Annotated in this window: 23 protein-coding genes; 18 read left to right on the forward strand and 5 right to left on the reverse strand. The window is 36.6% G+C overall.

The genetic code is table 11. From position 1 onward, the window contains the following. The first annotated feature begins 132 nt into the window (after nucleotides 1-132). From J2Z26_RS16650 to J2Z26_RS16675, 6 genes are all read left to right on the forward strand, one after another. Nucleotides 133-480: a metal-sensitive transcriptional regulator gene (locus J2Z26_RS16650; RefSeq protein ID WP_227413584.1), complete on the forward strand. Its 348-nt coding sequence runs from the start codon at nucleotides 133-135 to the stop codon at nucleotides 478-480. A 16-nt stretch (nucleotides 481-496) separates the two neighbouring features. Further along, entirely contained in the window at nucleotides 497-703 is a 207-nt protein-coding gene (gene copZ / locus J2Z26_RS16655) for a copper chaperone CopZ (protein ID WP_193534401.1), read from the forward strand. An 86-nt stretch (nucleotides 704-789) separates the two neighbouring features. Next, nucleotides 790-3,210, forward strand: a complete 2,421-nt coding sequence (locus J2Z26_RS16660; protein ID WP_193534400.1) for a heavy metal translocating P-type ATPase — start codon at nucleotides 790-792, stop codon at nucleotides 3,208-3,210. A 19-nt stretch (nucleotides 3,211-3,229) separates the two neighbouring features. Further along, complete coding sequence (locus J2Z26_RS16665) at nucleotides 3,230-4,102, forward strand: hypothetical protein (RefSeq protein WP_193534399.1); 873 nt, start codon at nucleotides 3,230-3,232, stop codon at nucleotides 4,100-4,102. Nucleotides 4,103-4,276: 174 nt separating this feature from the next. Next, nucleotides 4,277-4,387: a YjcZ family sporulation protein gene (locus J2Z26_RS16670; RefSeq protein WP_193470331.1), complete on the forward strand. Its 111-nt coding sequence runs from the start codon at nucleotides 4,277-4,279 to the stop codon at nucleotides 4,385-4,387. Nucleotides 4,388-4,665: 278 nt separating this feature from the next. After that, a complete protein-coding gene (locus J2Z26_RS16675) occupies nucleotides 4,666-5,853 on the forward strand; it encodes a D-alanyl-D-alanine carboxypeptidase family protein (RefSeq protein ID WP_193534398.1) in 1,188 nt (395 codons plus the stop codon). Nucleotides 5,854-6,029: 176 nt separating this feature from the next. On the opposite strand, the gene J2Z26_RS16680 is transcribed toward J2Z26_RS16675, so the two are convergent. The 4 genes from J2Z26_RS16680 to J2Z26_RS16695 are packed head-to-tail and all read right to left on the reverse strand — an operon-like array spanning nucleotide 6,030 to nucleotide 10,628. Further along, nucleotides 6,030-6,452 (reverse strand): GtrA family protein, encoded by a 423-nt coding sequence (locus tag J2Z26_RS16680; RefSeq protein ID WP_193534397.1) that lies wholly within the window; start codon nucleotides 6,450-6,452, stop codon nucleotides 6,030-6,032. Further along, nucleotides 6,421-7,452, reverse strand: coding sequence for a glycosyltransferase family 2 protein (locus J2Z26_RS16685; RefSeq protein WP_193534396.1), 1,032 nt, complete (start codon nucleotides 7,450-7,452; stop codon nucleotides 6,421-6,423). Before J2Z26_RS16685 ends, J2Z26_RS16680 begins: the two co-directional genes overlap by 32 nt. A gap of 11 nt (nucleotides 7,453-7,463) precedes the next feature. Further along, a complete protein-coding gene (locus tag J2Z26_RS16690) occupies nucleotides 7,464-9,179 on the reverse strand; it encodes a DUF6044 family protein (RefSeq protein ID WP_193534395.1) in 1,716 nt (571 codons plus the stop codon). A gap of 54 nt (nucleotides 9,180-9,233) precedes the next feature. Next, on the reverse strand, nucleotides 9,234-10,628 hold the full coding sequence (locus tag J2Z26_RS16695) for a S8 family peptidase (protein ID WP_227413583.1): 1,395 nt from the start codon (nucleotides 10,626-10,628) through the stop codon (nucleotides 9,234-9,236). 194 nt (nucleotides 10,629-10,822) lie between these two features. On the opposite strand from J2Z26_RS16695, the gene J2Z26_RS16700 reads away from it, so the two are divergent. From J2Z26_RS16700 to J2Z26_RS16730, 7 genes are all read left to right on the forward strand, one after another. Continuing rightward, on the forward strand, nucleotides 10,823-11,275 hold the full coding sequence (locus tag J2Z26_RS16700; RefSeq protein ID WP_193534394.1) for a YndM family protein: 453 nt from the start codon (nucleotides 10,823-10,825) through the stop codon (nucleotides 11,273-11,275). A gap of 172 nt (nucleotides 11,276-11,447) precedes the next feature. Next, a complete protein-coding gene (locus J2Z26_RS16705) occupies nucleotides 11,448-12,935 on the forward strand; it encodes a spore germination protein (RefSeq protein WP_193534393.1) in 1,488 nt (495 codons plus the stop codon). 19 nt (nucleotides 12,936-12,954) lie between these two features. Next, complete coding sequence (locus J2Z26_RS16710) at nucleotides 12,955-14,067, forward strand: GerAB/ArcD/ProY family transporter (RefSeq protein WP_193534392.1); 1,113 nt, start codon at nucleotides 12,955-12,957, stop codon at nucleotides 14,065-14,067. Beyond that, nucleotides 14,042-15,124: a Ger(x)C family spore germination protein gene (locus J2Z26_RS16715; RefSeq protein WP_193534391.1), complete on the forward strand. Its 1,083-nt coding sequence runs from the start codon at nucleotides 14,042-14,044 to the stop codon at nucleotides 15,122-15,124. Before J2Z26_RS16710 ends, J2Z26_RS16715 begins: the two co-directional genes overlap by 26 nt. Nucleotides 15,125-15,206: 82 nt before the next feature. Further along, the gene (locus tag J2Z26_RS16720) at nucleotides 15,207-15,962 is read left to right on the forward strand and encodes a (S)-benzoin forming benzil reductase (RefSeq protein WP_193534390.1); all 756 of its coding nucleotides are present in this window, start codon (nucleotides 15,207-15,209) and stop codon (nucleotides 15,960-15,962) included. Between the two features lie 112 nt (nucleotides 15,963-16,074). After that, the gene (locus J2Z26_RS16725; RefSeq protein ID WP_193470321.1) at nucleotides 16,075-16,275 is read left to right on the forward strand and encodes a cold-shock protein; all 201 of its coding nucleotides are present in this window, start codon (nucleotides 16,075-16,077) and stop codon (nucleotides 16,273-16,275) included. A 119-nt stretch (nucleotides 16,276-16,394) separates the two neighbouring features. Then, nucleotides 16,395-17,351, forward strand: a complete 957-nt coding sequence (locus J2Z26_RS16730) for a Gfo/Idh/MocA family protein (RefSeq protein WP_227413582.1) — start codon at nucleotides 16,395-16,397, stop codon at nucleotides 17,349-17,351. Between the two features lie 256 nt (nucleotides 17,352-17,607). Here J2Z26_RS16730 and J2Z26_RS16735 read toward each other — a convergent pair whose 3' ends face one another. Then, nucleotides 17,608-18,612 carry an ABC transporter substrate-binding protein gene (locus J2Z26_RS16735; RefSeq protein WP_193534389.1) on the reverse strand — a complete coding sequence of 335 codons (1,005 nt, stop codon included), beginning with the start codon at nucleotides 18,610-18,612 and terminating at the stop codon, nucleotides 17,608-17,610. A 260-nt stretch (nucleotides 18,613-18,872) separates the two neighbouring features. Here J2Z26_RS16735 and J2Z26_RS16740 point away from each other — a divergent pair, with 260 nt between their 5' ends. From J2Z26_RS16740 to J2Z26_RS16760, 5 genes are all read left to right on the forward strand, one after another. Continuing rightward, complete coding sequence (locus J2Z26_RS16740; RefSeq protein WP_193534388.1) at nucleotides 18,873-19,877, forward strand: FecCD family ABC transporter permease; 1,005 nt, start codon at nucleotides 18,873-18,875, stop codon at nucleotides 19,875-19,877. After that, the gene (locus tag J2Z26_RS16745) at nucleotides 19,874-20,926 is read left to right on the forward strand and encodes a FecCD family ABC transporter permease (protein ID WP_193534387.1); all 1,053 of its coding nucleotides are present in this window, start codon (nucleotides 19,874-19,876) and stop codon (nucleotides 20,924-20,926) included. The genes J2Z26_RS16740 and J2Z26_RS16745 overlap by 4 nt, the downstream gene beginning before the upstream one ends. Before the next feature lie 16 nt (nucleotides 20,927-20,942). Then, nucleotides 20,943-21,761 carry an ABC transporter ATP-binding protein gene (locus J2Z26_RS16750; RefSeq protein ID WP_193534386.1) on the forward strand — a complete coding sequence of 273 codons (819 nt, stop codon included), beginning with the start codon at nucleotides 20,943-20,945 and terminating at the stop codon, nucleotides 21,759-21,761. Nucleotide 21,762: 1 nt separating this feature from the next. After that, the gene (locus tag J2Z26_RS16755) at nucleotides 21,763-22,533 is read left to right on the forward strand and encodes an IucA/IucC family C-terminal-domain containing protein (protein WP_193534385.1); all 771 of its coding nucleotides are present in this window, start codon (nucleotides 21,763-21,765) and stop codon (nucleotides 22,531-22,533) included. Between the two features lie 78 nt (nucleotides 22,534-22,611). Beyond that, nucleotides 22,612-22,866: a YusU family protein gene (locus J2Z26_RS16760; protein WP_193534384.1), complete on the forward strand. Its 255-nt coding sequence runs from the start codon at nucleotides 22,612-22,614 to the stop codon at nucleotides 22,864-22,866. Nucleotides 22,867-23,219: the final 353 nt, after the last annotated feature.

A 23,219-nucleotide genomic window follows, 5' to 3' on the forward strand; every position in this document is an offset into this window, starting at 1 on the left:
TTGTTCACAAACAGTTCATTGGAATATCAAAACCTTTTAGGGTAAACTAAAAAAAGAATTTATATTTATCTAAACATTTCCCTTTACATAGGATAGGGGGGTATGGTAAATTAAATTCAAGGAGGGGAAATGATGGAAGAAATCAAAGAGGAGCAATTCGACGCTGAAGAGTTAGATGATTGTTGTTCTCCCCACAATGAAAGAAAAAGTCACCATTCTGATAAGACGAAAAAAAGTCTTGTTAGCCGCCTAAATCGAATTGAAGGTCAAATAAGAGGAGTAAAGGGTCTCATCGAGAAGGATACTTATTGCGATGATGTAATTACCCAGATCTCTGCCATTCAATCAGCCTTAAATGGCGTTAGTAAATTATTGCTTGAAGGCCATTTGAAAAGCTGTGTATTAGAGCGAATCCAAGAAGGCGATGTAGAAGTCTTAGATGAAGTATTAGTAACCGTTCATAAATTAATGAAGAAGTAAAAGGAGAGGTTTTATTATGGAAAAAGTTACATTAAAAGTTAGTGGTATGTCGTGTGGACATTGTGTCAAAGCAGTTGAAGGTAGTGTTGGTGAATTGAATGGAGTTAGTACTGTAACAGTTAACTTAAACGAAGGTACTGTAGATGTAGAATTTAATGCGAGTGAAGTATCTCTAGATGCTATTAAAGAAACGATTGATGATCAAGGATACGATGTGGCATAAATAAAAATGAGTCGTGCTATCTAAAAATAGCACGTTCTCTTTTACAAATTAATATACCCCTATACGGTATATTGGAGGGTTGTTAGATGAGTACAACAAAAGATACAAGTTTGCAAATTACAGGTATGACATGTGCAGCATGTGCCAACCGGATCGAAAAAGGACTAAAAAAGCTTGAGGGTGTAGAAGAGGCAAATGTTAACTTTGCTTTAGAACGTTCACAAATCAAATATAATCCAGAAGTCACCAACATTGAAGCATTTCAAAAGAAAATCCAGTCTCTTGGCTTTGATGTTGTAATGGAAAAAGCTGACTTTAATGTTACCGGAATGACTTGTGCAGCTTGTTCTGCACGAATTGAGAAGGGCTTAAATAAACTTGAAGGTGTTACGAAAGCGACTGTAAATCTTGCTTTGGAAACAGCATCGGTTGAGTATAATCCATCATTATTAAATAAAACGGATATTGTTAAGCGTGTTGAAAAGTTAGGGTATGGGGCAGCGGTGAAGGATGAAAAGGGTCAAGAGTCTGAAGATCACAGAGCAAAGGAAATTGAAATTCAGACTGGAAAATTCATCTTTTCATTAATCCTTTCCCTGCCGCTTCTATGGGCAATGGTTGGCCACTTTAGCTTTACAGCTTTTATTTATGTACCTGATATGTTCATGAATCCCTGGGTACAGCTAGCACTAGCTACACCTGTCCAATTTATTGTCGGTAAACAATTTTATGTCGGAGCGTACAAAGCACTTCGGAATAAGAGTGCAAACATGGATGTACTAGTAGCATTAGGTACTTCTGCAGCTTATTTTTATAGTGTGTATTTATCCTTTCTATCGATCGGTTCAAATGCTCATATGGTTGAACTTTACTATGAAACAAGTGCGATTTTAATCACTCTGATTATTCTAGGGAAACTATTTGAGGCTCGTGCAAAAGGGAAATCCTCTGAAGCTATTAAGAAGTTAATGGGATTACAAGCTAAAAAAGCAACGGTTTTCCGTGATGGCGTTGAAGTAGAGGTTGAGTTAGAGGATGTAATTGTTGGAGATATCATTTATATAAAACCAGGAGAAAAAGTTCCTGTTGACGGTGAAATCGTAGAAGGTAGATCTGCACTAGATGAATCTATGTTGACGGGAGAAAGTGTGCCGGTCGACAAAACCATTGGAGATCATGTTATCGGAGCGACAATAAATAAAAATGGATTTTTAAAAGTAAAGGCAACAAAGGTTGGTAGAGACACAGCTCTTGCTCAAATTATTAAAGTGGTAGAGGAAGCTCAAGGATCAAAAGCACCAATCCAGCGCATGGCTGACCAAATCTCTGGTATTTTCGTACCTATTGTAGTTGGTATTGCGATTATAACCTTCCTTGTTTGGTACTTTGTAGTTAGCCCAGGCGATTTTGCGAATGCATTAGAAAATATGATTGCAGTTTTAGTTATTGCATGTCCATGTGCTTTAGGGTTAGCGACTCCAACTTCAATTATGGCAGGCTCAGGTCGCTCTGCAGAATTTGGTATTTTGTTTAAAGGTGGAGAACACCTTGAAATGACACACAAAATCACAACAGTAATCCTTGATAAAACAGGGACAGTAACAAAAGGAACACCAACATTAACAGATGTACTTTTAACGTCAAATCAAAATGAAACGGAACTACTTCAGTTAATTGGAACAGCAGAAAAGCAATCAGAGCATCCATTAGCAGAAGCAATCGTTGCTGGTATAAAAGAAAAAGGAATTGAGTTTAAAGAAACCGAAAGCTTTGAAGCAATTCCGGGTTTTGGAATTAAAGCAGTTATTGATGGAAAAGAAGTAGTCATTGGAACACGTAAACTGATGGCTCAACATCAAATTGAACTTGGTGATGCACTTATTACAATGGAACAACTAGAGGAAAGTGGAAAAACGGCTATGCTTGTAGCCATTGATGGACTGTATACAGGGATTGTCGCTGTAGCCGATACAATCAAAGAAACCTCTCAAGCAGCAGTTGCTCGTCTGAAAAACATGGGAATTGAAGTGATTATGATTACTGGCGATAACCAAAGAACAGCAGAAGCAATTGCAAAAGAGGCAGGCATAGACCACGTTATTGCTGAAGTTTTACCTGAAGGAAAAGCAGAAGAAGTGAAAAAATTGCAGAATCAAGGTAAAAAGGTAGCGATGGTTGGAGACGGAATTAATGATGCACCGGCGTTAGCGACTGCTGATATCGGTATGGCTATTGGAACAGGGACAGATGTAGCAATGGAGGCTGCAGATATTACACTAATTCGTGGAGATCTTAACAGTATTGCAGACGCTATCTATATGAGTAAAAAGACGATTCGAAATATCAAACAAAACCTATTCTGGGCATTTGGATATAATACTCTCGGGATTCCTGTAGCAGCAGTTGGATTCCTTGCTCCATGGTTAGCCGGAGCTGCAATGGCTTTCAGCTCAGTATCAGTGGTACTCAATGCATTAAGGCTTCAAAAAGTTAAACTAAATAAGTAAGCCCAGGGGGGTTAGATTCATGAAGAAATGGATTATTTCAGCAATCTCCTATCTTGCAATCGTTGTGGTCGGTTACAATGTGTATGCATTTACGATAGGTACTGAGGCTGAAAATCACAATAGTAATATAGAAGACAATCAGCATTCTGAAAAAGATACTGCTCATTCTGAGGAAGAGCATGACGGTACAAGTGATCATCATGGTTCAGACGCTGGCCACGATTCTCATGGTGACAATGGTAGTGAACATACATCAAGTGAAGTTGATGTAAAAATTGATGTGAAAGGTGATAAGCTAGCCATCAATATTACTGATTTAACTGGCAACCCTGTTGAGAATCTTAAGTTAAATCATGAAAAGCTACTACATCTAATTATCGTGGATGAGCATTTAGAACACTACTATCACCTTCACCCTGAACAAATAGACAAAGGGGTATTCGAGGTAACAAAACAACTATCACCAGGGGTATACAAGGCTTTTGTAGATATAAAACCAGCAGATTTAGACTATGTTGTTAGTCCTATTAACCTAGAAATTGGAGAAACAAAAGCTAGCCATAGCCATGAATCTCTTATTGTAGACGAAACGTTTACAAAAACAGTTAATAACCAAACTGCGACCTTAACAACGACAGAGTTAGAGGCGGAGAAAACAGTTATTCTAACATTTGATCTCCCTAATGCCACAATAGAACCATATTTAGGAGCTATGGGTCATGTAGTTATACTTGATGAAACGGGAGAAGACTACATTCATGTTCATCCTACAAATGAAAAAGAAACAATCTTTGAAGCTCAATTCCCTCAAGCAGGAATATATAAACTTTGGGCTGAGTTCAAAATTGATGGAAACGTATTAATCTATCCATTTGTAATCGAAGTTAAATAATTGTTATAAGGTGCTGTAACCTATTTTTCTAAAGGAGAAATAAGTTGCAGCGCTTTTTATTTAGGGTGTTTTTTACCCTAAAAATTAAAAAATACAAAAAACTGGGTAAACGCCCTTTCATATTTATCTTCCATACATATATTGTAAACGTAGACGAAATGGAGGTGTTTTTGAATGAGTGGAACAGTTGCAGGAGCAGGATATGGTGGCGGATTCGCGTTAATCGTAGTATTATTCATTCTGCTTATCATTGTAGGAGCAGCATACGTTGGTTATGGTTACTAAAAAGTAATCTACTAAAACAATTGTAGATACAACAAATGTATCTCTTCGCCTCTAGTTAGAGGTGAGGTAGACTCATTTATACCCTTATCCCCAGTGAAAGCCCCTGTTACTAAATAGGGGCTTTTAATCTAGGGTCAGCCTATAATACATAAATATTATCTTTTAGTTACAGTTTGATTTCTTGATAATAAAGTGACAACCTATCTGATAAAATAAATTAGGATGATTTTACGTTAAAAGCTTTCAAGTAAATAAAATCATAAATATGGAGAACGATAATGAAATATTATAGTATATTCCTTATGCTCACTATTTCAGTGTTTTTTTTCTTTCCAGCTTATCACTATGCTGAAGATAATTCTCCTTCAGTACAGAGTGAAAGCGCTGTATTAATGGATGCGAAAACAGGTTCTATTTTATATGAAAAGAACAGTAGTGCAAGAATGTATCCTGCAAGTGTCACAAAAATAGCTACGGCAATTGTTGCAATTGAAGAAGGTAAGCTAGATGACATTGTGACAGTCAGCGAAAATGCTAGGTATGTTGAGGGGACACGTGTTTATTTAGAGCCTGGGGAACAGGTATCTTTAATAAAGCTTGTTCAAGGCCTGCTAATTAACTCAGGAAATGATGCGGGTGTTGCTATTGCTGAACATATGGATGGGTCAGTTGAAGACTTTTCAAAGAGAATGAATCAATTCTTGAAGGAAAAAGTAGGCATTCATGATACGAATTTTGTTAATCCACATGGACTTTATCATGATCAGCACTATACGACTGCGTATGATATTGCTTTGCTTACTAGTTATGCTTTAAAAAATGATACTTTCAAAGAGATATTTAGCACAAATGAGCTTGAATGGAAAGGCGAAAGCTGGGACACCGTTATTTATAATCATCATGAGATGCTTACTCATCGCCCCTATGAAGGTATAGTAGGTGGGAAAAATGGCTATGTTCAAAAATCAGGACATACCTTGGCAACTGTTGCCGAACGAGAAAATCTTACTCTAGTAGCAGTCACTATGAAAACAAATCTTAAAAGTATTATTTATAAGGATACAGCAGCTCTTTTGGACTATGGTTTTGAAAATTTTAAGACTACAGTTATTCCATCAACCAAAGTATTTAAAGATAAACAGAATAATAACTATTACCCAACTAACTCTGTTTACTATACTCATAAAATAAATGAAATTATTAAACAAAAGGTTACAAACGAAGGTGAACTTCTGATTAAGGGAGAGGACAATCGGGTGCTTTCAGTAACTAAGCTAAACCCCGTCGCAAAACTAAGTGATCGACCCGTCTCAGTTTTAGCCTCCACGAGTATAGAAAAAGAACAGGGAGAATCAAAGAATCTTGTATTACTAGTCTCTTTCATTATCGTAACTGGTAGCTTATTTGGCATATTTATTTATTCTAAAAAAATGACTAGACAAAGACAAAGAGACCCCTCTAATTAAGGGGTCTATATTATTTCCACTCACCTTATATGTAAGTGAAGAGTGGATTGGAACGGAAGGCACTTGACTCCTGCGGGAAGTAGAGGGAAGTGTGAGACCCCACAGGCGAAGCCGAGGAGGCTCACATCCCTCCCCGCGGAAAGCAAGTGCCTGTAGTGGAAAGGAACGGACAAGGTTCAAAGTTTTCTAAACACAATCAGCTTCTGACCAACATAATTTGTTATCGTATAAATTCCCGTCCCAATGAACACTGCTAAGTCGCGTTTATCTAGCGTTATTAACTCAATTGCTTGATGGATATGACGGGCAATTAAATCACCAGTATAATACGAAAACATGTAACAGCTTACGATTACAATTACAAATTGTACCGAACTTGTTGAAATCGACGCTTTACTTTGAAAGGTAAAGGATCTATTTAAAAAATAGCTAAAAATCGCACCAAGTGTGTTTCCCGTAAAGGTGGAGCCCCAATAGTTTATTCCAAGCAAATGCATCATGATAAAAATAGAAGAGAGACCGATTAGCGTGTTCACCACCCCTACCAAAAGAAAACGGAAAAAAGGATTAATTTGTTTTAGGTAGGCCAGTAAAACCAAGCTGTTCTTGCTCCTTTTCTACAGTAAGTGTTTGTCCAGATTTAAGCGCTAGGTTAAATGTATTAATATCAATGATAAACTTCGGTCTTCGCTTTGCTTCTTTATATATCTTACCTACATATTCCCCTATTAGCCCAACACCAATTAATTGCAATCCCCCGATTAACCAAATGGAAGTAATTAAAGAAGTCCAACCTGTAGTCGTATTTCCTGTTAATTTCAACAGTAAAAAATAGGCTCCGAATACTAAACTAATAAAAAAAGACAAAAAGCCAATTAGTGAAATAAAACGAATTGGTGTGACACTAAAAGATGTAATCCCATCAAGAGCAAAAGATAACATTTTCCGTAAGGGGTATTTTGTTTCTCCTGCGAAGCGTTCTTTACGGTTATAGAACACCTCTGTCGACTGAAAGCCAATGAGCGGTACAATTCCTCTGAGAAAAAAGTTCGTCTCTTCAAATTTCTCTAATTCCTCTACGGCTCGCTTGCTCATAAGTCGAAAATCCGCATGATTATAAATGAGATCAACGCCCATTTTTTTCATAAGTCTATAAAATCCCAGTGCAGTATTTCGCTTGAAGAAAGTGTCTGTGCTACGTTCTCTTCGAACACCATACACAATCTCATAACCCTCTGTAAATTTCTGAACAAAATCTTTAATAACAGTAACATCATCCTGAAGATCTGCATCAATCGAAACCATGCAATCAGAATGCTCTTTTGCAGTAAACAGTCCAGCAAGTAACGCATTTTGATGGCCGACATTTTTTGAAAGCTTTAACCCTTTTATCAAAGGGTTGGCTAAGCCTGCTTTGTAAATAAGTGACCATGTTTTATCCTTACTACCATCATCAACAAATAAAAGCTTGCTTTGTTCTGATATCATTTTTGAGGATATCAATTCTTCCAAAAACTCCCCCAAACAAATAAATGTTTCGGGAAGCATTTCTTCTTCGTTATAACACGGTACTACGATTGTTAGCTTAGGTTCAATCAACTTTATCCCTCCTAAGGTGCATAAGAAGTGCTATATAGGTGAATTTTCCAGGCGGATTCGTTTGATTCAAATACTTTTTCAAGAATTAACCCATTTTCAGCTGCATTGTTTATTGGAATAGCTGATAAGACATAACTTCCTCCCATCTCGTAAAACGGTTTTAGGTTTAATTCCATCTTGGTAATCTCTTTCTTCGTTTTCTTTTTGAACATATAATGCTTACCAACTTCATCTATAAAGATGTAGCACCTTCCACCCCATTCATCGAAGTACTGCTTTAGTTTTTTATCCTTTTCTAGTTCATTTTCAATGATTTGACGAAATTGATACTTGTAAGTTAGCGGATAAAAATTGTTATACGTATCAAGTGTGTAAAAGCCATTATATTGGGCAATCGCAGGATGGATACCAATACTAACGACACGATAATCCTCTGGTGGCATTCCAATATAGGTTTTAATCTCTTCAAATTGTTTCTCAGCATAAAACTCTTTAAATGAAGGTTTTTTTCGATGGACAATCTCTTCATTAAAAGCAGTTAAAACAAGTACCTGAGAAACTATAAAAAAAATACATGCATGTATCCACCAGTTTCTCCTACTATTTAATCTAGAGCCGTAATCCCATAGAATTTTCAAAGAAATAGCAAACAATGTATAAATAACTAGAGGTCTTAAGAAATGATAGCGAGCAAAATTAAATGTATCTAAAAAATGAAATCTTTCAGTGAGTGGGAGCCATCCCTTATAAAACCAGAATGCATACCAAGCTGAGAGAGATAGGTTTAGAACATGTAAAAAAACAAATACCTTTTCTCGCCTCCATGCCTTCTGCAAAATAACAGCATATAATGCAAGAATGGTTACCGGTAAAATGACCAAGCCATGTACAGTCATAACATGGGTGTGTCCTAGTACATAATTTTTAAAGGTTAGCTTTAAAGAATGTATAAAGGTTAATCTAGCATGAAAATATTCATCACGACTATTAGGCTCATGATCAAAGATAAAGGAATACACAAGTCGATATTCTACTAATAGAAACATAAGCGTCATAAAGATAATGGCTATTAAAAATCGACCATTCATCCCTTTTCCTCGGAGCACATCTACTAACCAGAAGATTCCCATCGCTGAAAGAAAAAAGAAAAATCCTAATACAATACTTGAGAACAAAGGGAGGAGAGCTAGTACTATCCAATTAGTCCAGGCTCGTTCCCCGTTTCGAATATTTAATAATGCCCAAAGCGCAAGTGGCATTCCAAGTGTGCTTAACATTCCCGAGGGCCAAAAGGGAGTTAAAGCAAAGGCAAGTGAAACCCCAATTCGAATCCAACTATATCTTTCACCCTGCACAAAGTGTTTCTTTAATAATAAGTACATGCCAATAAAAGCAAGAATTCGTGTGATTGTTTGACTAAGTGCATACGCTAACATGGAGGGAAATAAAGCATGCAGCCATACAATCACACTGTACTCTGTTCCAAATGCATTTCTTGAAAGATTTCCATTGATGATTTGTGGTATGACCGTATTAACCGGTCCAAATATTTCTCCGCTTTCCTTTAAAACCTTATACCATGCGATATTCGAATCTAGGTTATCATGAACCCGTAAATGGGCATCTTCACCAAGAATATAGTAGGGTGATACAAAGAGAAACAATACTACAATAGCAAGAAAGAAAAGTTTTCTTTCTAATGAATTCGTTCGCAATAGATGAAACATTTTATCCCCCCAATATGGTTAAATATTGGTCAGCGTTTAAAGCGATTAAATTTATTACCTATCGGATGCGACCTCTAGTGCGTTAACAACATCAATAAGCCCTTCTCCGAAGTAAATATCCTTCCCTCTATCTCCAAGGTCGACAGTGGTTTTTTTGATAATTTCCATTACTTCTGTATTACGTAACTCAGGATTAATAGACCGAATTAATCCTGCTAAAGCCGATACGTGAGGGGCAGCCATCGATGTACCAGACAAGGCTGCATACTGCTTATTAAAATAAGTGCTAGCAATTTGTACTCCTGGAGCAGATACATCAATGTAGTCTCCGTAGTTTGAGAAATTGGCACGATCACCGTAATAATCAACTGCTGCTACACTAAGTACTTGTGGATATGCAGCTGGAAAGCTAGGCTGGCTCGTATTGTCGTTACCAGAGGCAGCAATTAAGACAACATCTTTTTTAAAGGCATAATCTATAGCATCTTTTAACATATCTGAATGTTGATAATTTCCGAGACTTAAATTGATAACCTCTGCACCTTGATTGGTTGCCCAAATAATTCCTTTTGCAATATCAAAAGTTGAACCATACCCTTCTTCACCCATGACTTTTATGGGGATAATGGGGTTATACCAGGTTAACCCGGCGATGCCTTCATGATTATTTACTTTGGATGCAATAATTCCGGCTACATGTGTACCATGACCATTATCATCATCTGCATCATTTGAATCTGTTAGGGCATTATAGCCATCGGTTAAACGTTCTACTAAATCTGGATGTTCAAGGTCTACACCTGTATCAACCACGGCTATTTTAACAGCCTCATTCCCCTGAGTAATTTCCCAGCCTGCTTCTGCTTCAATTAATGGCAAATTCCATTGGTATCTTTGGTAATAGATATCATTTGGAGTTGTTTCATTTTGCATCATGATGTAGTTCGGCTCTGCATAAGCAACATTATCGATTGGTGCAAAAAACTGAATAAGATCTACTGTTGTTTCACTTTCTGATTCAAAGGTGAAAATTGAATCAAACTTTTTTAGCACTTGACCATTAATAGCTGTTAAATAAGTATTAAGTTGATCTTCAGAAATATCTTCACGGAACTTAACAATGATTTGATTTTCATAAAAATGACTCGTTTCGTTTGGATTGTGGTGAACGTGTGTTACCTTAGGGCTATTATCTAAACGTTGGACAATTTCCTCTCCAATTTGTAGAGAATTAACTGTAAAAATTTTAGAATGACCTTGTTTTGTATCATCGCTTGAGTGTTTAAGGATTTCATCATCCTTCTGATATAAACTTTGAATTTTTTGTACGGTTGGCCCCTGATGAATATTTTCACTGTTATTCTGACCACCAAAAGGTGTCATCACTGATATAAGAAACAAAGCAATAAATAGAGGGAGTATCAACCAAGCAAATCTTCTTTCCTTCATTTTAAAAAACACCTCGTGTAATTTTAATCAATATGTAAAGCATTTGCATATATGGTAGATTTCATGCGGATTTAGAAAAACATTCTAAAAATGTTAACTTCACTAATGGTTTACCAATTAATCTTATTTATGATTTAGAGGATTTTAGCAAACACTAAATTCTATCCTAAATATGAAAGGAAGATTATTGATATATGAAGCATCTTAAGGCTTTAGGAATAAAGTTTATATTTACTTCAATTATTCTCTTATCCGTTTTTGGGATCTATTATAATTCAACTGTCTTAGAAATCCTCATGATAAGTGCACTTGTAACAGGCGTAGCCTATGTAATTGGTGATTTATTCATTCTTCCGAGACTAGGAAATATGGTTGCATCATTAGCTGACATGGGGCTTGCCTTTTTGTCAATATGGGGTTTAAGCTTACTGTTTATTAATCCCCCAGATCGACTTGCTCTGGCTTCTTTATTCGCGGCTGTATTTATCATGTTAGCTGAGGCTCTCTTTCATGCTTACATGGAGAATAAGGTCTTAGATCAAGGTCGAAATAACATGACATTTAATATGACAAGCTTCCAGAATAAATTTCAAACAGAACTTGCAGAGGAGCATGATATTCAAAATCTAAATAAAAGAGAGAAATAACAATTGGCAAAGCAGCATACAGAAGATATGCTGCTTTTTTTACTGCAATAAAAAAAATCTTGCATAATTACCTAACATTTCATGGAATAACTAACACAAGGACCCGTTTGGATGAAAAGCTTGAAGGGCTAAAGACATTAATTCGAAATAAAAGGGTGAATGGTGATGATACATGTTTAGCTTATTTAGAAAAACAGAGCCAAAAAAACCAAAATTAGTCGAAGCAATTGTAACAGCCTTTCAAAAACAAGGTGATTTTCTTGTTTACTTCAATGAACAAGCCATTACACCTTATTGGATCTGCTATCAAAAAAATTTAATAGATGCAAAGAAAATTCACGAATACGTATTGCCTAATATTAATAAACCAACTCTAGAATCAATAAAAGAAATAAAAGAGTCAGTCCCTATTGAAGATATTATTCTGACAAAAGACATTGAAGAAATTAAAACAAAGCTACTTTCTGGTTATCTAATGGTTCAACTTCATCGAAAAGATGAGATTTGTGCCTTGATAAGAGCTCCATTAGATAATAATAGGAGTGTTTCTCCACCAGAAGTAGAATTTAGTGTGGTTGGACCAAAGGAAGCTTTTGTAGAATCTCTAGATACTAACTTAAACCTAGTAAGAAAGAGACTTCCGATTATTGATTTGAAGGTGAAAGAAGTAACTATAGGAGAACTATCTAAAACGCGAATTTCAGTATTATATGTGGACGGCATTGCAGATAAAACGAACGTAAGAACTGTACTGCAAAGACTTAAGGATATTGAATTTGATCAACTGGTTGATAGTTCCTATGTTGCACAGATTATTGCAGATAATCAAATGTCTCCTTTTCCTCAGTTATTAGATACAGAAAGGCCAGACCGTGTCGCTGCAGTTTTATCAGAAGGAAAGACGGTTGTATTCGTAGATGGGTCACCGCATGCTTTAATTGGACCAACTACATTAGTAGAGTTTTTCTCATCTTTTGAGGATTATTTTCTAAATTGGTATGTTGCAACCTTCTTAAGGCTCCTTCGATTTTTCGCGGTTATCTTCTCTATTTTAGTTACTCCAATATATGTGGCTGTACTAACCTTCCATTATGAACTTGTCCCTCGTGAACTAATGGGGAATTTGATCACTTCAAGAAGGGTTGTTCCATTACCACCTATCTTAGAAGCTATCTTTTTGGAATTAACCATCGAGCTACTTAGAGAAGCTGGGGCCAGATTGCCAACAAAGGTTGGCCAGACGATTGGTATCGTTGGAGGGATTGTAATTGGAACTGCAGCGGTTGAGGCTGGTTTAACTAGTAATGTTTTATTAATCATAGTTGCACTCTCAGCGTTAGCATCATTCACGACACCCGTCTATAACATGAGTAATACCATTCGTGTCATTCGCTTTCCTTTTTTACTTTTTGCACAACTTTGGGGGTTATTAGGAGTGGTATATGCTTTTTGCTTGTTACTAACCCACCTACTAAGGCTTACATCATTAGGTAGACCATTTTTAGAGCCAATTTATCCTTTACGAATTCAAGATTTGAAAGACGCACAAGTAAGATTACCTTTTAGCAGTCTAGCGAAAAGACCACAATTTTTGAGGTCAACTAATCCTACGAGATTTAATAAAAAGAATGCCCAGCTGAAAAAGGACATAGATGAGTAAATAGAGAGGGGTTGAAGGAATGAGGAAAATTGAGGAACGATTTCTAATATCACCATTTCTAGTTTTCTTTGTAATTTCTTCAATCCAGATTGGTGTTGGTATATTAGGGTTTCAACGAATAATTGCTAAAGCTGCTGGTTACGACAGTTGGATCTCTATTATCGCTTCAGGGGTTTTAGTGATTATTATTATTTCACTAATGTATCGGATGCTAGAGAAATCAGACGATGGAGATATTATCTCAGTTCATCAAATTGTATTCGGAAAATGGATTGGAAACTTTTTATCATTTCTCTTTACAATTTATTTAGTCGGGATGAGTATCATAGTCCTTCGAACATATATAGAGGTTATTCAAGTCTGGCTGTTTCCAGAGTTTAATGTACCAGTCTTTACAATCTATTTTCTAATTCTAACCTATTATGTGATTTCTGGTGGGTTTAGAACGGTGGTTGGGATTAGTTTGTTTAGTATCCTTCTTCCATCCTATTTAATTTTTACTGTAATTTTCCCTTTGGAATATGCTGATTTCGGGAACCTTCTCCCTATTCTAGATCATTCGCTACTAGAGTTAGCTAATGCAACAAAGGGTATGACATTAAGTATGATGGGGTTTGAGGTGTTACTTGTGTTCTATCCGTTTATTAAAAAACCGAAAGATTCTAGAAAATGGGCATACTTTGGAGTATCCTATGTTACCTTTATATATTTAGCTTATGGTCTCACTGCGTTTATGTTTTTTTCAGAAGCTCAGCTCGAAAAACAAATTTGGGCAACGTTGTCAATGTGGAAAATTGTTGAGTTACCTTTTGTTGCAAGGTTTGAGTACATTGGAATTGCATCGTATATATTAATTATTTTACCTAATGTTTGTTTAGCGCTCTGGGCATCAAGTCGTGGGATGAAACGAATATTTTCGATAAAGCAAAAATCAGCATTACTTGTACAAATGTTAGTAGCCTTAATCGTAATATCATTATTAAACTCAAGACTAGTGATTAACACAGCTAATGACATTTTGGCTGAAATTGGATTTTATTTTAATTTCGTGTATATTCCGCTACTCTTTGTATTATTAGTCATTCGTACGAAAATGAGGGAAAAAAATGAAGAAACTCCTAATCATAAGTAGTGCTTTTATCTTACTTGTAATAACATTAGTATTCGGTTCGGTACGTACTGAAATAATTGACGAAATAAATATTGTTACGGCAATTGGGTTTGACCGTGCTGAAGAGGGGAAGATACGAGGTACGTGTGTCATTCCTGTATTTAAAGCTGATAAAAGTGTAGAAAATGAGCAATTTACAGAAGAGTCTTACTTGGCTAAAGAGGTTATTAATATTTTGCAAAAAAAATCAGCTGACCCGTTAGTTACAGGAGGAATTAGAGCTGGGATCTATAGTGAAGCACTAGCAAGAGATGGTATTATCGAATATGTAGATGCACTTCAGCGAGATGCTAGTATAGGATCAAAAATGTATATGGGAATTGTTGAGGGAGAAACAACAGAAATGCTAAATCAAACCCTAGGAAACCTAGGGACTGGAAATTATCTTGCAACACTTATTGAACATAATACCCAAAATCGTGATCTCCCAGAAAGTATATTACATACTTTTATGTTTCGCTATTTTGCCCAAGGGATGGATCCATATCTGCCTATGTTAAAATTAGAAGGAAACAAGGTAAAGATGACGGGAATTGGAATTTTTAAAGAAGATACGTTAGTAGATAAAATATCAGAGGCAGACATGTTTTTTTTCAAAGCGCTAGTTGAGAATTTTGGTGCGGGTTCCTATACTCTAAACCTAAAGGGAACAGATGAATATGCAGCCATAAAAAGAATAAAGTCGACTAGAACAATAAATGTAGAAGAAAGTAATGGAGGTACATTAGTATCTATTAAAGTGTCTCTAGATGGGATTCTTAGTGAGTATTCTGGTAGAAAAGCAGAGAGTGACGTTGTGAAAAAGATTGTTAAAGAGATGGAAGACTTGATTGAAGAAAAATCTTATGCTCTAATCAAACGCTTTCAAGAAAAAGGGACAGATCCAGTTGGAATCGGCTTCTCAGCAGAAAATGCAATTCGAGACTTTGACCCTAAAAAATGGAAAGATGATTATGGAAAATTGAAAGTTGATATTGAGGCAGACGTAATATTAACTGAAACAGGGGTTATTGAATAGCAATTGTTATAAAAACTTAACTTTTCCTGTTATCATGGTAGTTATCTAAAATTATTTGGAACATATAGAGGAGTGTAGGTTTTTGAACTATTATATTGTTACAGGTACTTCAAAGGGTTTGGGAGAATCGATTGTAAAACAACTTTTGCATGAAAATAATACACTATTTTGTGTGTCAAGAAAGCAAAACAATGAATTAAAACAACTAGCACAGGATAAGAATGTAAATCTCTATTATTTTTCATGTGATTTACAAAAGCTTGAAGAAGTTGAAAAAATGATGGAGAAAATCCTTGGGTCAATAGACAGAGAGAAAGCCGAAGGAATTTATTTAATTAATAACGCAGGTATTGTTGAACCAATCAAGCCTGTTGGAAAAGCATCAAATAAAGAAATGGAAGCCAGTGTCAAAGTGAACTTATTAGCTCCAATGATTCTAACTTCAACATTTATTCAAAGTACAGAGGCTATTGTGGCCAATAAAGTTGTAGTAAATGTTTCTTCAGGCGCAGCTAACAGACCGATTTTTGGCTGGAGTGTCTATTGCAGTACAAAAGCTGGTTTAGATATGTTTACAAAAGCAGCGGGTCTAGAACAAGAGAATTGTACAAATCCAACAAAAGTTATATCCTTCTCACCTGGTATTATGGATACAGATATGCAAAGAACGATAAGAAGTTCCGAAAAGGATGATTTTGCTGATGTTGAGACCTTTAAACAGTATAGCGAGAATGGAATGCTTAGAACCCCGGATTTTGTCGCAGAAGTAATAACTAAACTGATGATCAGTGAGCAGATAGAAAATGGTCAAGTCTACGATATTAAAACATTTATATAAATTTTTTACCGAAGATGTATAAAAGTAAATTGTATGAGCAATAATAATCGAGCAAGATTAAATTTAAAAGTTTAGTTTTGTGTAATATTTACATACTAGGAGGCAACAAAACATGGAACATGGTAAAGTTAAATGGTTTAACAGTGAAAAAGGATTTGGATTTATTGAGCGTGAAGGTGGAGAAGACGTATTCGTTCATTTCTCAGCTATTCAATCAGAAGGATTCAAATCACTTGATGAAGGCCAAGAGGTAACTTTTGAAATTGAAGATGGCCAACGTGGACCTCAAGCGACTAATGTGCGCAAAGCTTAAAAAAATAAATGGTTCATAAAAAACAGACTTCTTTTGAGGTCTGTTTTTTCGTGTTTGTAGAAGAACCTGTTATAATTTAATTGATATAAAAGTTTGAAAATTAACACGGAGGTAAGATTATGAACAAAATATATAAGGTTGGTGTCATCGGTTTAGGTGCTATAGGTGAACGACTTATTCAATCATTTGTTCAACACCCAAGTACAGAAGTAGTGGCTGTGTGTGACCAATTAAATGAGCGTGTTGTATCAGTTGCTGAAAAACTAGGCGGCATTCAATCGTACACAAATCATCAGCAAATGCTAGGTGAAGTAGAGTTAGACTTAGTATACATAGCTGTTCCACCCAAATATCATCATGCCATAGCAGCTGATGTAATAAATAAAGGAATTCACCTTTTATGTGAAAAACCGCTTGCGAACTCCGTAGAAGAAGCATTCGATATGAAAAATAAAGCGGAGACGGCTGGGATTGTCCATGCTATGAATTTCCCTTTAAACTATGGTTCAGCAGCTAATACATTTGCTAAATTGATTGAAGAAAAGTATGTTGGTAAGCTTCGAAGACTTGAACTTACAATGCATTTTCCACAATGGCCTCGGTTTTGGCAACAAAATGATTGGGTAGCAAGTAGGGAACAAGGCGGATTTGTACTTGAAGTTGGGGTTCATTTTATCCAGCAGGCTCAGCGAATTTTTGGTTCAATAGCATATAAAAATGGACAGCTTGAGTTACCAGAGAATCCTACAAAGAGCGAAATAGGGGTTTACGCAAATCTTGAGCTTGAAGATGGTACACCATTTATCATCAATGGTTTGAGTGATATTGCAGGCGATGAGCGTATTGCGTTTACTGCTTATGGAACAGAAGGAACACTATCTTTGGTGAATTGGGGAATGCTTGAAGGTGGAAAAGTGGGTGAATCAATTGCTAAAATTGAGCCGATTGAAGTTGATTCGTCATCTTTAATTGATAACCTTGTAAGAGCTTTAAATGGTGAAAAGGCTAAACTTTATGATTTTAATGCTGGATATGATGCACAGGTTATTTTGGAAAAGCTAAGAGGTAATGAATAGACTCTTTGAACATTGACCGTTTCCTTTCCGCTGCAGGCACTTGCTTTTTGCGGGGAGGAAAAGGAAGGTTATTTTCACTATCGTGAAAAAACCCACTCCTCAACGTTCCGTCTGCGGGGTCTCGACTTTTCCTCTACATCCCGCAGGAGTCAAGTGCCTTCCGCTTCAATCCACTATAAATTATAAAACGTCTATATTCTCTTCAAAAAAGAGCACAAAAAAGAGGCGACAGTCATTGTCAGCCTCTTTTTTCGTACTATTCTTTTACAAAGAATTTTTCTAAGTCGTCTAATAATAGGTTTGCAGCTAGAACTCCACCAGCTGTGTTCCAAATAGCATCGTCTACTTTGTGAACATTGCCAGCTTGAACTGCACTTAGGTTTTGCCATAGTGGATCATTAATCATTTCAGTTTCATTAGTAGTTGCTTTTCCGTCTCCTGGCTCATAAGTGAAGTAGAAGATGATATCTCCATCCATTTCAGGAATTCCTTCTTTACCAACTTTTCTCATAAATAGGTTAGCCGGATCATCAGAGAATAACTTTTCTAAGTTTGCAGGTCGTTTAAATCCAATTTGATCAAAAATTACACCAGAGAATGTATCTGTGTAGTAGATACGAGTGTGGTCAGCCATAAAACGTACTACTGAAATTTCTGTTTCTAAATCAGCTTTTGCTTTAATTGCATCAATACGTGCATCGAAGTCTGCAAGAACTTTTGAACCTTCGTCTTCTTTATTAATTGCTTTTGAATAAAGCTTAAAGTTTTCTTTCCAGTCGCCTCTTAAAGTCTCAGCGAAAACTGTTGGTGCAATTGCTTTTAGTTGATCGTAAATTGCTTCTTGGCGCATTTTGTTACCGATGATTAAGTCTGGTTGAAGTGCAGCGATTGCTTCAACGTTTACTTCACTTTCAGTACCTACAACTTCAACGCCTTCCATATCAGCAGTGATATGAGCGTACCAAGGGTCACCAGTCCAAGATTTAACTGCTCCTACTGGTTTAACTCCCATTGCTAGTAACGCTTCAGTTCCTTCATTTGTTAAAATAACAATTTTCTCAGGTGTGGCTGGTACTTCTGTTGTCCCCATTGCGTGTTCAACAGTGTAAACAGTTGACTCAGCTTGTTCTGTAGTATCTGTTTTTTCTTCAGTTTGAGGTGCTGCTTCTTTTGTTTCTTCTTTATCTGCACCGCATCCAGTTAAAATTAAAGTGAAAGATAGCAAAACAGTAATAAGTGCTAACATCCATTTGTTTTTCATGTAATGGCCTCCAGTTTGTTTGATAATGATTTTCATTCACAATAAAGATAATAATAGCGATTAAACAATCTGTCAACAATTAATTGAAAATGGTTTTCATAATCATTGACAGTTATTCTCACTTCAAATAGACTATATATGATGAAATTTAATTTGAAAGTGATTTTTCTCACAGGGATAAAAAAAGGTTCACTTTATAATAAAAGAGACTTATTCCTACTACCACTTTTTTTATAGTGAAAACAGGAGATTTATTAAATATGATATTAAAGACAACACAATCAAGAGTGCTTGGTCTATTAATTGGTATTTTGCTTCTACTGATAAGCATGTGTCTAAGTATTGTTTATGGCTATGCAAATACAACATGGAAAATCGCAATTGAAGCATTTACCCAGTTTGATGGATCAAATGAACATATTATTATTGAATCCGTTCGCTTACCTCGCGCATTAATTGCAGCTGCTGTTGGAGCAAGCCTGGCGATAGCCGGTGCATTGATGCAGGCATTAACCAAAAATCCACTTGCTTCTCCCGGAATTTTTGGTGTTAATGCAGGTGCAGGATTTTTTATTGTCGTTGCTGTTTCATTCTTTTCAATAACCTCTTTACAGGCTTTTGCATGGATTGCTTTTTTAGGAGCAGCTGTAGCAGCTTTTTTGGTTTATTTTATAGGTGCATTAGGTCGAGAGGGTCTTACACCAATGAAATTAACCCTTGCTGGTTCAGCCATGGCAGCGATGTTTGCTTCTTTTACACAAGGTCTTTTGGTTATTGATGAAATGGCACTCGAACAAGTGTTATTTTGGTTAGCAGGGTCAGTTGCTGGAAGAAAGCTAGAGTTGTTATGGAGTGTACTTCCTTATTTAGCAGTTGCTTGGGGTATTTCCTTAGTAATGGCTAATAAAATTAATGTTCTTACCATGGGTGAAGATGTTGCCAAGGGTTTAGGACAACGAACGGGGACAGTTAAGTTAATGGCTGCAGTTGCTATTATTCTTTTAGCAGGAGGCTCTGTCGCTGTTGCAGGTCCTATAGGCTTTATCGGAATCATTGTTCCACATATAGCTCGTTCACTTGTTGGCATTGACCATCGTTGGATCATCCCTTATTGTGCTGTCTTAGGTGGGATATTGCTAGTAATAGCTGATATCGGAGCTCGCTATGTTGTCATGCCAGAAGAAGTACCTGTTGGTGTCATGACCGCAATCATTGGGACTCCATTCTTCATCTATATTGCTCGTAGGGGGTTTCATAAATCATGAGCAAATACACATCAGTAAGATTTGGGAAAAATATCTCTTTTTTAATAGATAAAAAATCAGTAACCGTAATTTCTGTTCTTTTTGCTCTAGTCATTGCATTATTTTTAATAAGCACAGGAATGGGAGAAATGAAAATTGCTCCTCTAACGGTCGTTCAGGTTCTGTTCGGTTATGGTGAGCAAATGGAGACTCTTGTCGTAAAATCGTTTCGTTTACCAAGAATCATCATTGCCTTATTAGTTGGTGTAAGTCTCGCTGTAGCAGGAAGTATTCTACAAGGGATTATTAGAAACCCACTAGCATCACCCGATATTATCGGCTTAACGGGTGGAGCAGCGGTAGCAGTTGTTGCTTTCTTAGCTTTCTTCAGTGATACGAACAATTCTCTTACTGTGAGTATCAAATGGATGCCGGTTGCTGCATTTATTGGGGCAACAGTCGTTGCACTCTTAGTCTATTTATTAGCCTGGAAAAATGGTGTATCACCCATTCGACTTGTTTTGATTGGGATTGGGATTTCAGCTTTGATGCAAGCCTTTACCACTCTTTTTATGGTTATGGGGCCGATTTATCGTGCAAGCCAAGCAAACATTTGGCTTACAGGTACAGTTTACGGTTCGACGTGGGAAAATGTGGCAGTATTGACACCTATTGTTCTCATATTAGTAACTGTTACGATTATTTTAGCTCGAAATCTCAATGTCCAAGAGTTAGGTGATGAATTAGCTACAGGAGTTGGAAGTTCTGTACAAAAACAAAGACTCATTCTACTTCTTATGGGTACAGCATTAACCGGAAGTGCAGTTGCATTTGCTGGAGGAATTGGATTTGTTGGGTTAATGGCACCACATATCGCCAGAAAACTTGTTGGTTCTGCCTTTGGAGCCTTGATTCCGGTAGCTGCACTTGTAGGTGCATTGCTGGTTATGCTAGCTGATTTGATTGGAAGAACCTTGTTTTCTCCTTTAGAGGTACCGGCGGGTGTATTCACAGCCGCGATTGGAGCACCTTATTTTATCTACCTTTTATACAAGAGTCGAAACTCATAAGGAAGGGGCAACTGACATGCATGCTCTAGAAACGAATGGATTAACGCTTTCATATGGTGAAACTTTAATAATAGATGATTTACATCTACAAATACCTCAAGGAGAAATTACGGTATTTATTGGAGGAAATGGTTGTGGAAAATCTACACTACTTCGTTCAATGGCACGCTTACTTAAACCACAAGAAGGTTCGATTCTGTTAGAGGGTGAAGCAATTGCCAAGTTAGCAACAAAAGAAGTCGCTAAGAAGTTAGCAATTTTACCACAAGGCCCAGTTGCTCCTGAAGGGTTATCCGTTCTTCAGCTTGTAAAACAAGGTCGTTACCCTTATCAAAACTGGTTTAAGCAATGGACAGAGCATGATGAAAAAATGGTAAACGATGCACTTGAAGCAACAGGAATGAAGGAATTTGCCGAGCGCCCTGTAGATTCCCTTTCTGGCGGACAAAGACAACGTGCCTGGATTGCTATGACTCTAGCTCAAGAAACGGATGTTATTTTACTTGATGAGCCGACTACGTATTTAGATATGACTCATCAGATTGAAATATTAGATTTATTATTTGAGTTGAACGAAAAAGAAAAAAGAACCATTGTTATGGTTTTACATGATTTGAATCTTGCTTGTCGATACGCACATCATATTGTGGCAATTAAAGATAAGAAAATCTATGCTCAAGGCAAACCGGAGCATGTAATTAACTGCAATCTGGTGAAAGATGTCTTTGCTATGAACTGTGAAGTAACAATCGATCCTCTATTTGGAACACCTTTATGTATCCCTCACGGAAAAGGAAGGTGTATTTTACAAAAGGTACAGAAGGTAGGAGTGTAACATGGTCAAAAAACTTCAACATGACGAATTGGAACAATTAAAGAATTTTCGTCTTACGGAGGAATCCTACCTTTCTGAATTATCTATATCGGTTAAAGGGCTACTAAACAAGACAGAGTTACATCCATTTTTACGAAAATTACAGGAGATTCTTAAATCCCCTACTCTCAAGGTTACAGCATCAATGCTTGTGAAAAGATATGGTTTTTTTGCGGTATTATCCTTGTATTCCATGACGATCTTAAACAAGGGACTAAATGTAAAAATGGATAATATATCATTAGAGAACAATGAAGAGAAAGAACTATCCGTTTGGTTACCTAATTTTCGTTTGGAGGATTTAGAGGTTTCTGAGGCTGAATCTGATCGCACGGTCTGGCGAGATGAGTACCTAAAAATGTTGTTTTCAGAGCATATTTTTAAGATTGTTTTTACTCTTTCAAAAGAGACGAAGATTTCGAAGCTAGTTCTCTGGGAAAACATCGCAATCTACATCTTTTGGCTATACGATATGCTATTAGAGGATGAGAGTTTTTCTGATAGAAGAGATCAAATCAAAGAGGATTATTTATATGTGGTGGAAAAGGCGCCTGGTGATTTGTTTGGACCTTATAACAAGAATCCACTTTCAAGATATTATACGCCAAAGACGTTTTTTCCAGAGCATGATAAAGAGATTCGTGTGCGTAAGACATGTTGCTTCTATTATCAAACAACCGATGCTAAGGATGACCATTGTTTAACCTGTCCGATAACATGTAAAAGAAAGTAAAGGAATTGGCTCTGGTCAATTTCTTTTTTTGTATTTTGTTGTAGGGTATACTAAATAATATTGAAGGGAGAGAACGGAATGGATCAAAAGTTTGTAGAGCAATTTGAAGGACTGTTAGAGAAATACACTGAACTCATGGTTGGTGAAAATACCCCTGAGTTAAAGCAAAAAGTACAAATGTGGGCATTGTATACGCACATAGCGAAATCCATGCCAGCTTTGGCTAAACACTGGAATGAAACCTATCCAGATGCCAAAGAACAGATGAAAGACCTGATTGGTGATATTAAAAAGCTAAATGAAGAGCATCGAGCGAATATACAGAACAAATGATGAGGGCCGTCACACTTTGGTGTGACGGTTTTTATTATGGAGGTTGTTATATCGATTAGACCGTACTATTTATGTGCAATGAAAGTAAAGTGTGCTTCATTAGAGGAGACCGATAAAGTCAGTACAGGACCGAAAACAAACTATCATGGACCGATAAGTAGTCACGTTTGACCGATATCATGTCGGATTAGACCGAAAAATTACAACAGTAGAGGCTCATAGTCATTATCGAGCTATGAAAATGACTAGAACTTATCTCAGAAACAGCCCGGGATAAGGTTTTAGTTAAAAAATGACTATCTTTCAGTTATTTTTACCGCTTAGACCGATAAAGTCAGTACAGGACCGAAAAC

Origin of the sequence: Cytobacillus luteolus (assembly GCF_017873715.1) — a bacterium.
Taxonomy (GTDB): domain Bacteria; phylum Bacillota; class Bacilli; order Bacillales; family Bacillaceae_L; genus Bacillus_BV; species Bacillus_BV luteola.

Coding starts and splice junctions, on each gene's coding strand:
- J2Z26_RS16650 (WP_227413584.1), top strand. CDS start 133: ATGGAAGAAATCAAAGAGGAGCAATTCGACGCTGAAGAGTTAGATGAT.
- copZ (WP_193534401.1), top strand. CDS start 497: ATGGAAAAAGTTACATTAAAAGTTAGTGGTATGTCGTGTGGACATTGT.
- J2Z26_RS16660 (WP_193534400.1), top strand. CDS start 790: ATGAGTACAACAAAAGATACAAGTTTGCAAATTACAGGTATGACATGT.
- J2Z26_RS16665 (WP_193534399.1), top strand. CDS start 3,230: ATGAAGAAATGGATTATTTCAGCAATCTCCTATCTTGCAATCGTTGTG.
- J2Z26_RS16670 (WP_193470331.1), top strand. CDS start 4,277: ATGAGTGGAACAGTTGCAGGAGCAGGATATGGTGGCGGATTCGCGTTA.
- J2Z26_RS16675 (WP_193534398.1), top strand. CDS start 4,666: ATGAAATATTATAGTATATTCCTTATGCTCACTATTTCAGTGTTTTTT.
- J2Z26_RS16690 (WP_193534395.1), bottom strand. CDS start 9,179: ATGTTTCATCTATTGCGAACGAATTCATTAGAAAGAAAACTTTTCTTT.
- J2Z26_RS16695 (WP_227413583.1), bottom strand. CDS start 10,628: ATGAAGGAAAGAAGATTTGCTTGGTTGATACTCCCTCTATTTATTGCT.
- J2Z26_RS16700 (WP_193534394.1), top strand. CDS start 10,823: ATGAAGCATCTTAAGGCTTTAGGAATAAAGTTTATATTTACTTCAATT.
- J2Z26_RS16705 (WP_193534393.1), top strand. CDS start 11,448: ATGTTTAGCTTATTTAGAAAAACAGAGCCAAAAAAACCAAAATTAGTC.
- J2Z26_RS16710 (WP_193534392.1), top strand. CDS start 12,955: ATGAGGAAAATTGAGGAACGATTTCTAATATCACCATTTCTAGTTTTC.
- J2Z26_RS16715 (WP_193534391.1), top strand. CDS start 14,042: ATGAAGAAACTCCTAATCATAAGTAGTGCTTTTATCTTACTTGTAATA.
- J2Z26_RS16725 (WP_193470321.1), top strand. CDS start 16,075: ATGGAACATGGTAAAGTTAAATGGTTTAACAGTGAAAAAGGATTTGGA.
- J2Z26_RS16730 (WP_227413582.1), top strand. CDS start 16,395: ATGAACAAAATATATAAGGTTGGTGTCATCGGTTTAGGTGCTATAGGT.
- J2Z26_RS16735 (WP_193534389.1), bottom strand. CDS start 18,612: ATGAAAAACAAATGGATGTTAGCACTTATTACTGTTTTGCTATCTTTC.
- J2Z26_RS16740 (WP_193534388.1), top strand. CDS start 18,873: ATGATATTAAAGACAACACAATCAAGAGTGCTTGGTCTATTAATTGGT.
- J2Z26_RS16745 (WP_193534387.1), top strand. CDS start 19,874: ATGAGCAAATACACATCAGTAAGATTTGGGAAAAATATCTCTTTTTTA.
- J2Z26_RS16750 (WP_193534386.1), top strand. CDS start 20,943: ATGCATGCTCTAGAAACGAATGGATTAACGCTTTCATATGGTGAAACT.
- J2Z26_RS16755 (WP_193534385.1), top strand. CDS start 21,763: ATGGTCAAAAAACTTCAACATGACGAATTGGAACAATTAAAGAATTTT.
- J2Z26_RS16760 (WP_193534384.1), top strand. CDS start 22,612: ATGGATCAAAAGTTTGTAGAGCAATTTGAAGGACTGTTAGAGAAATAC.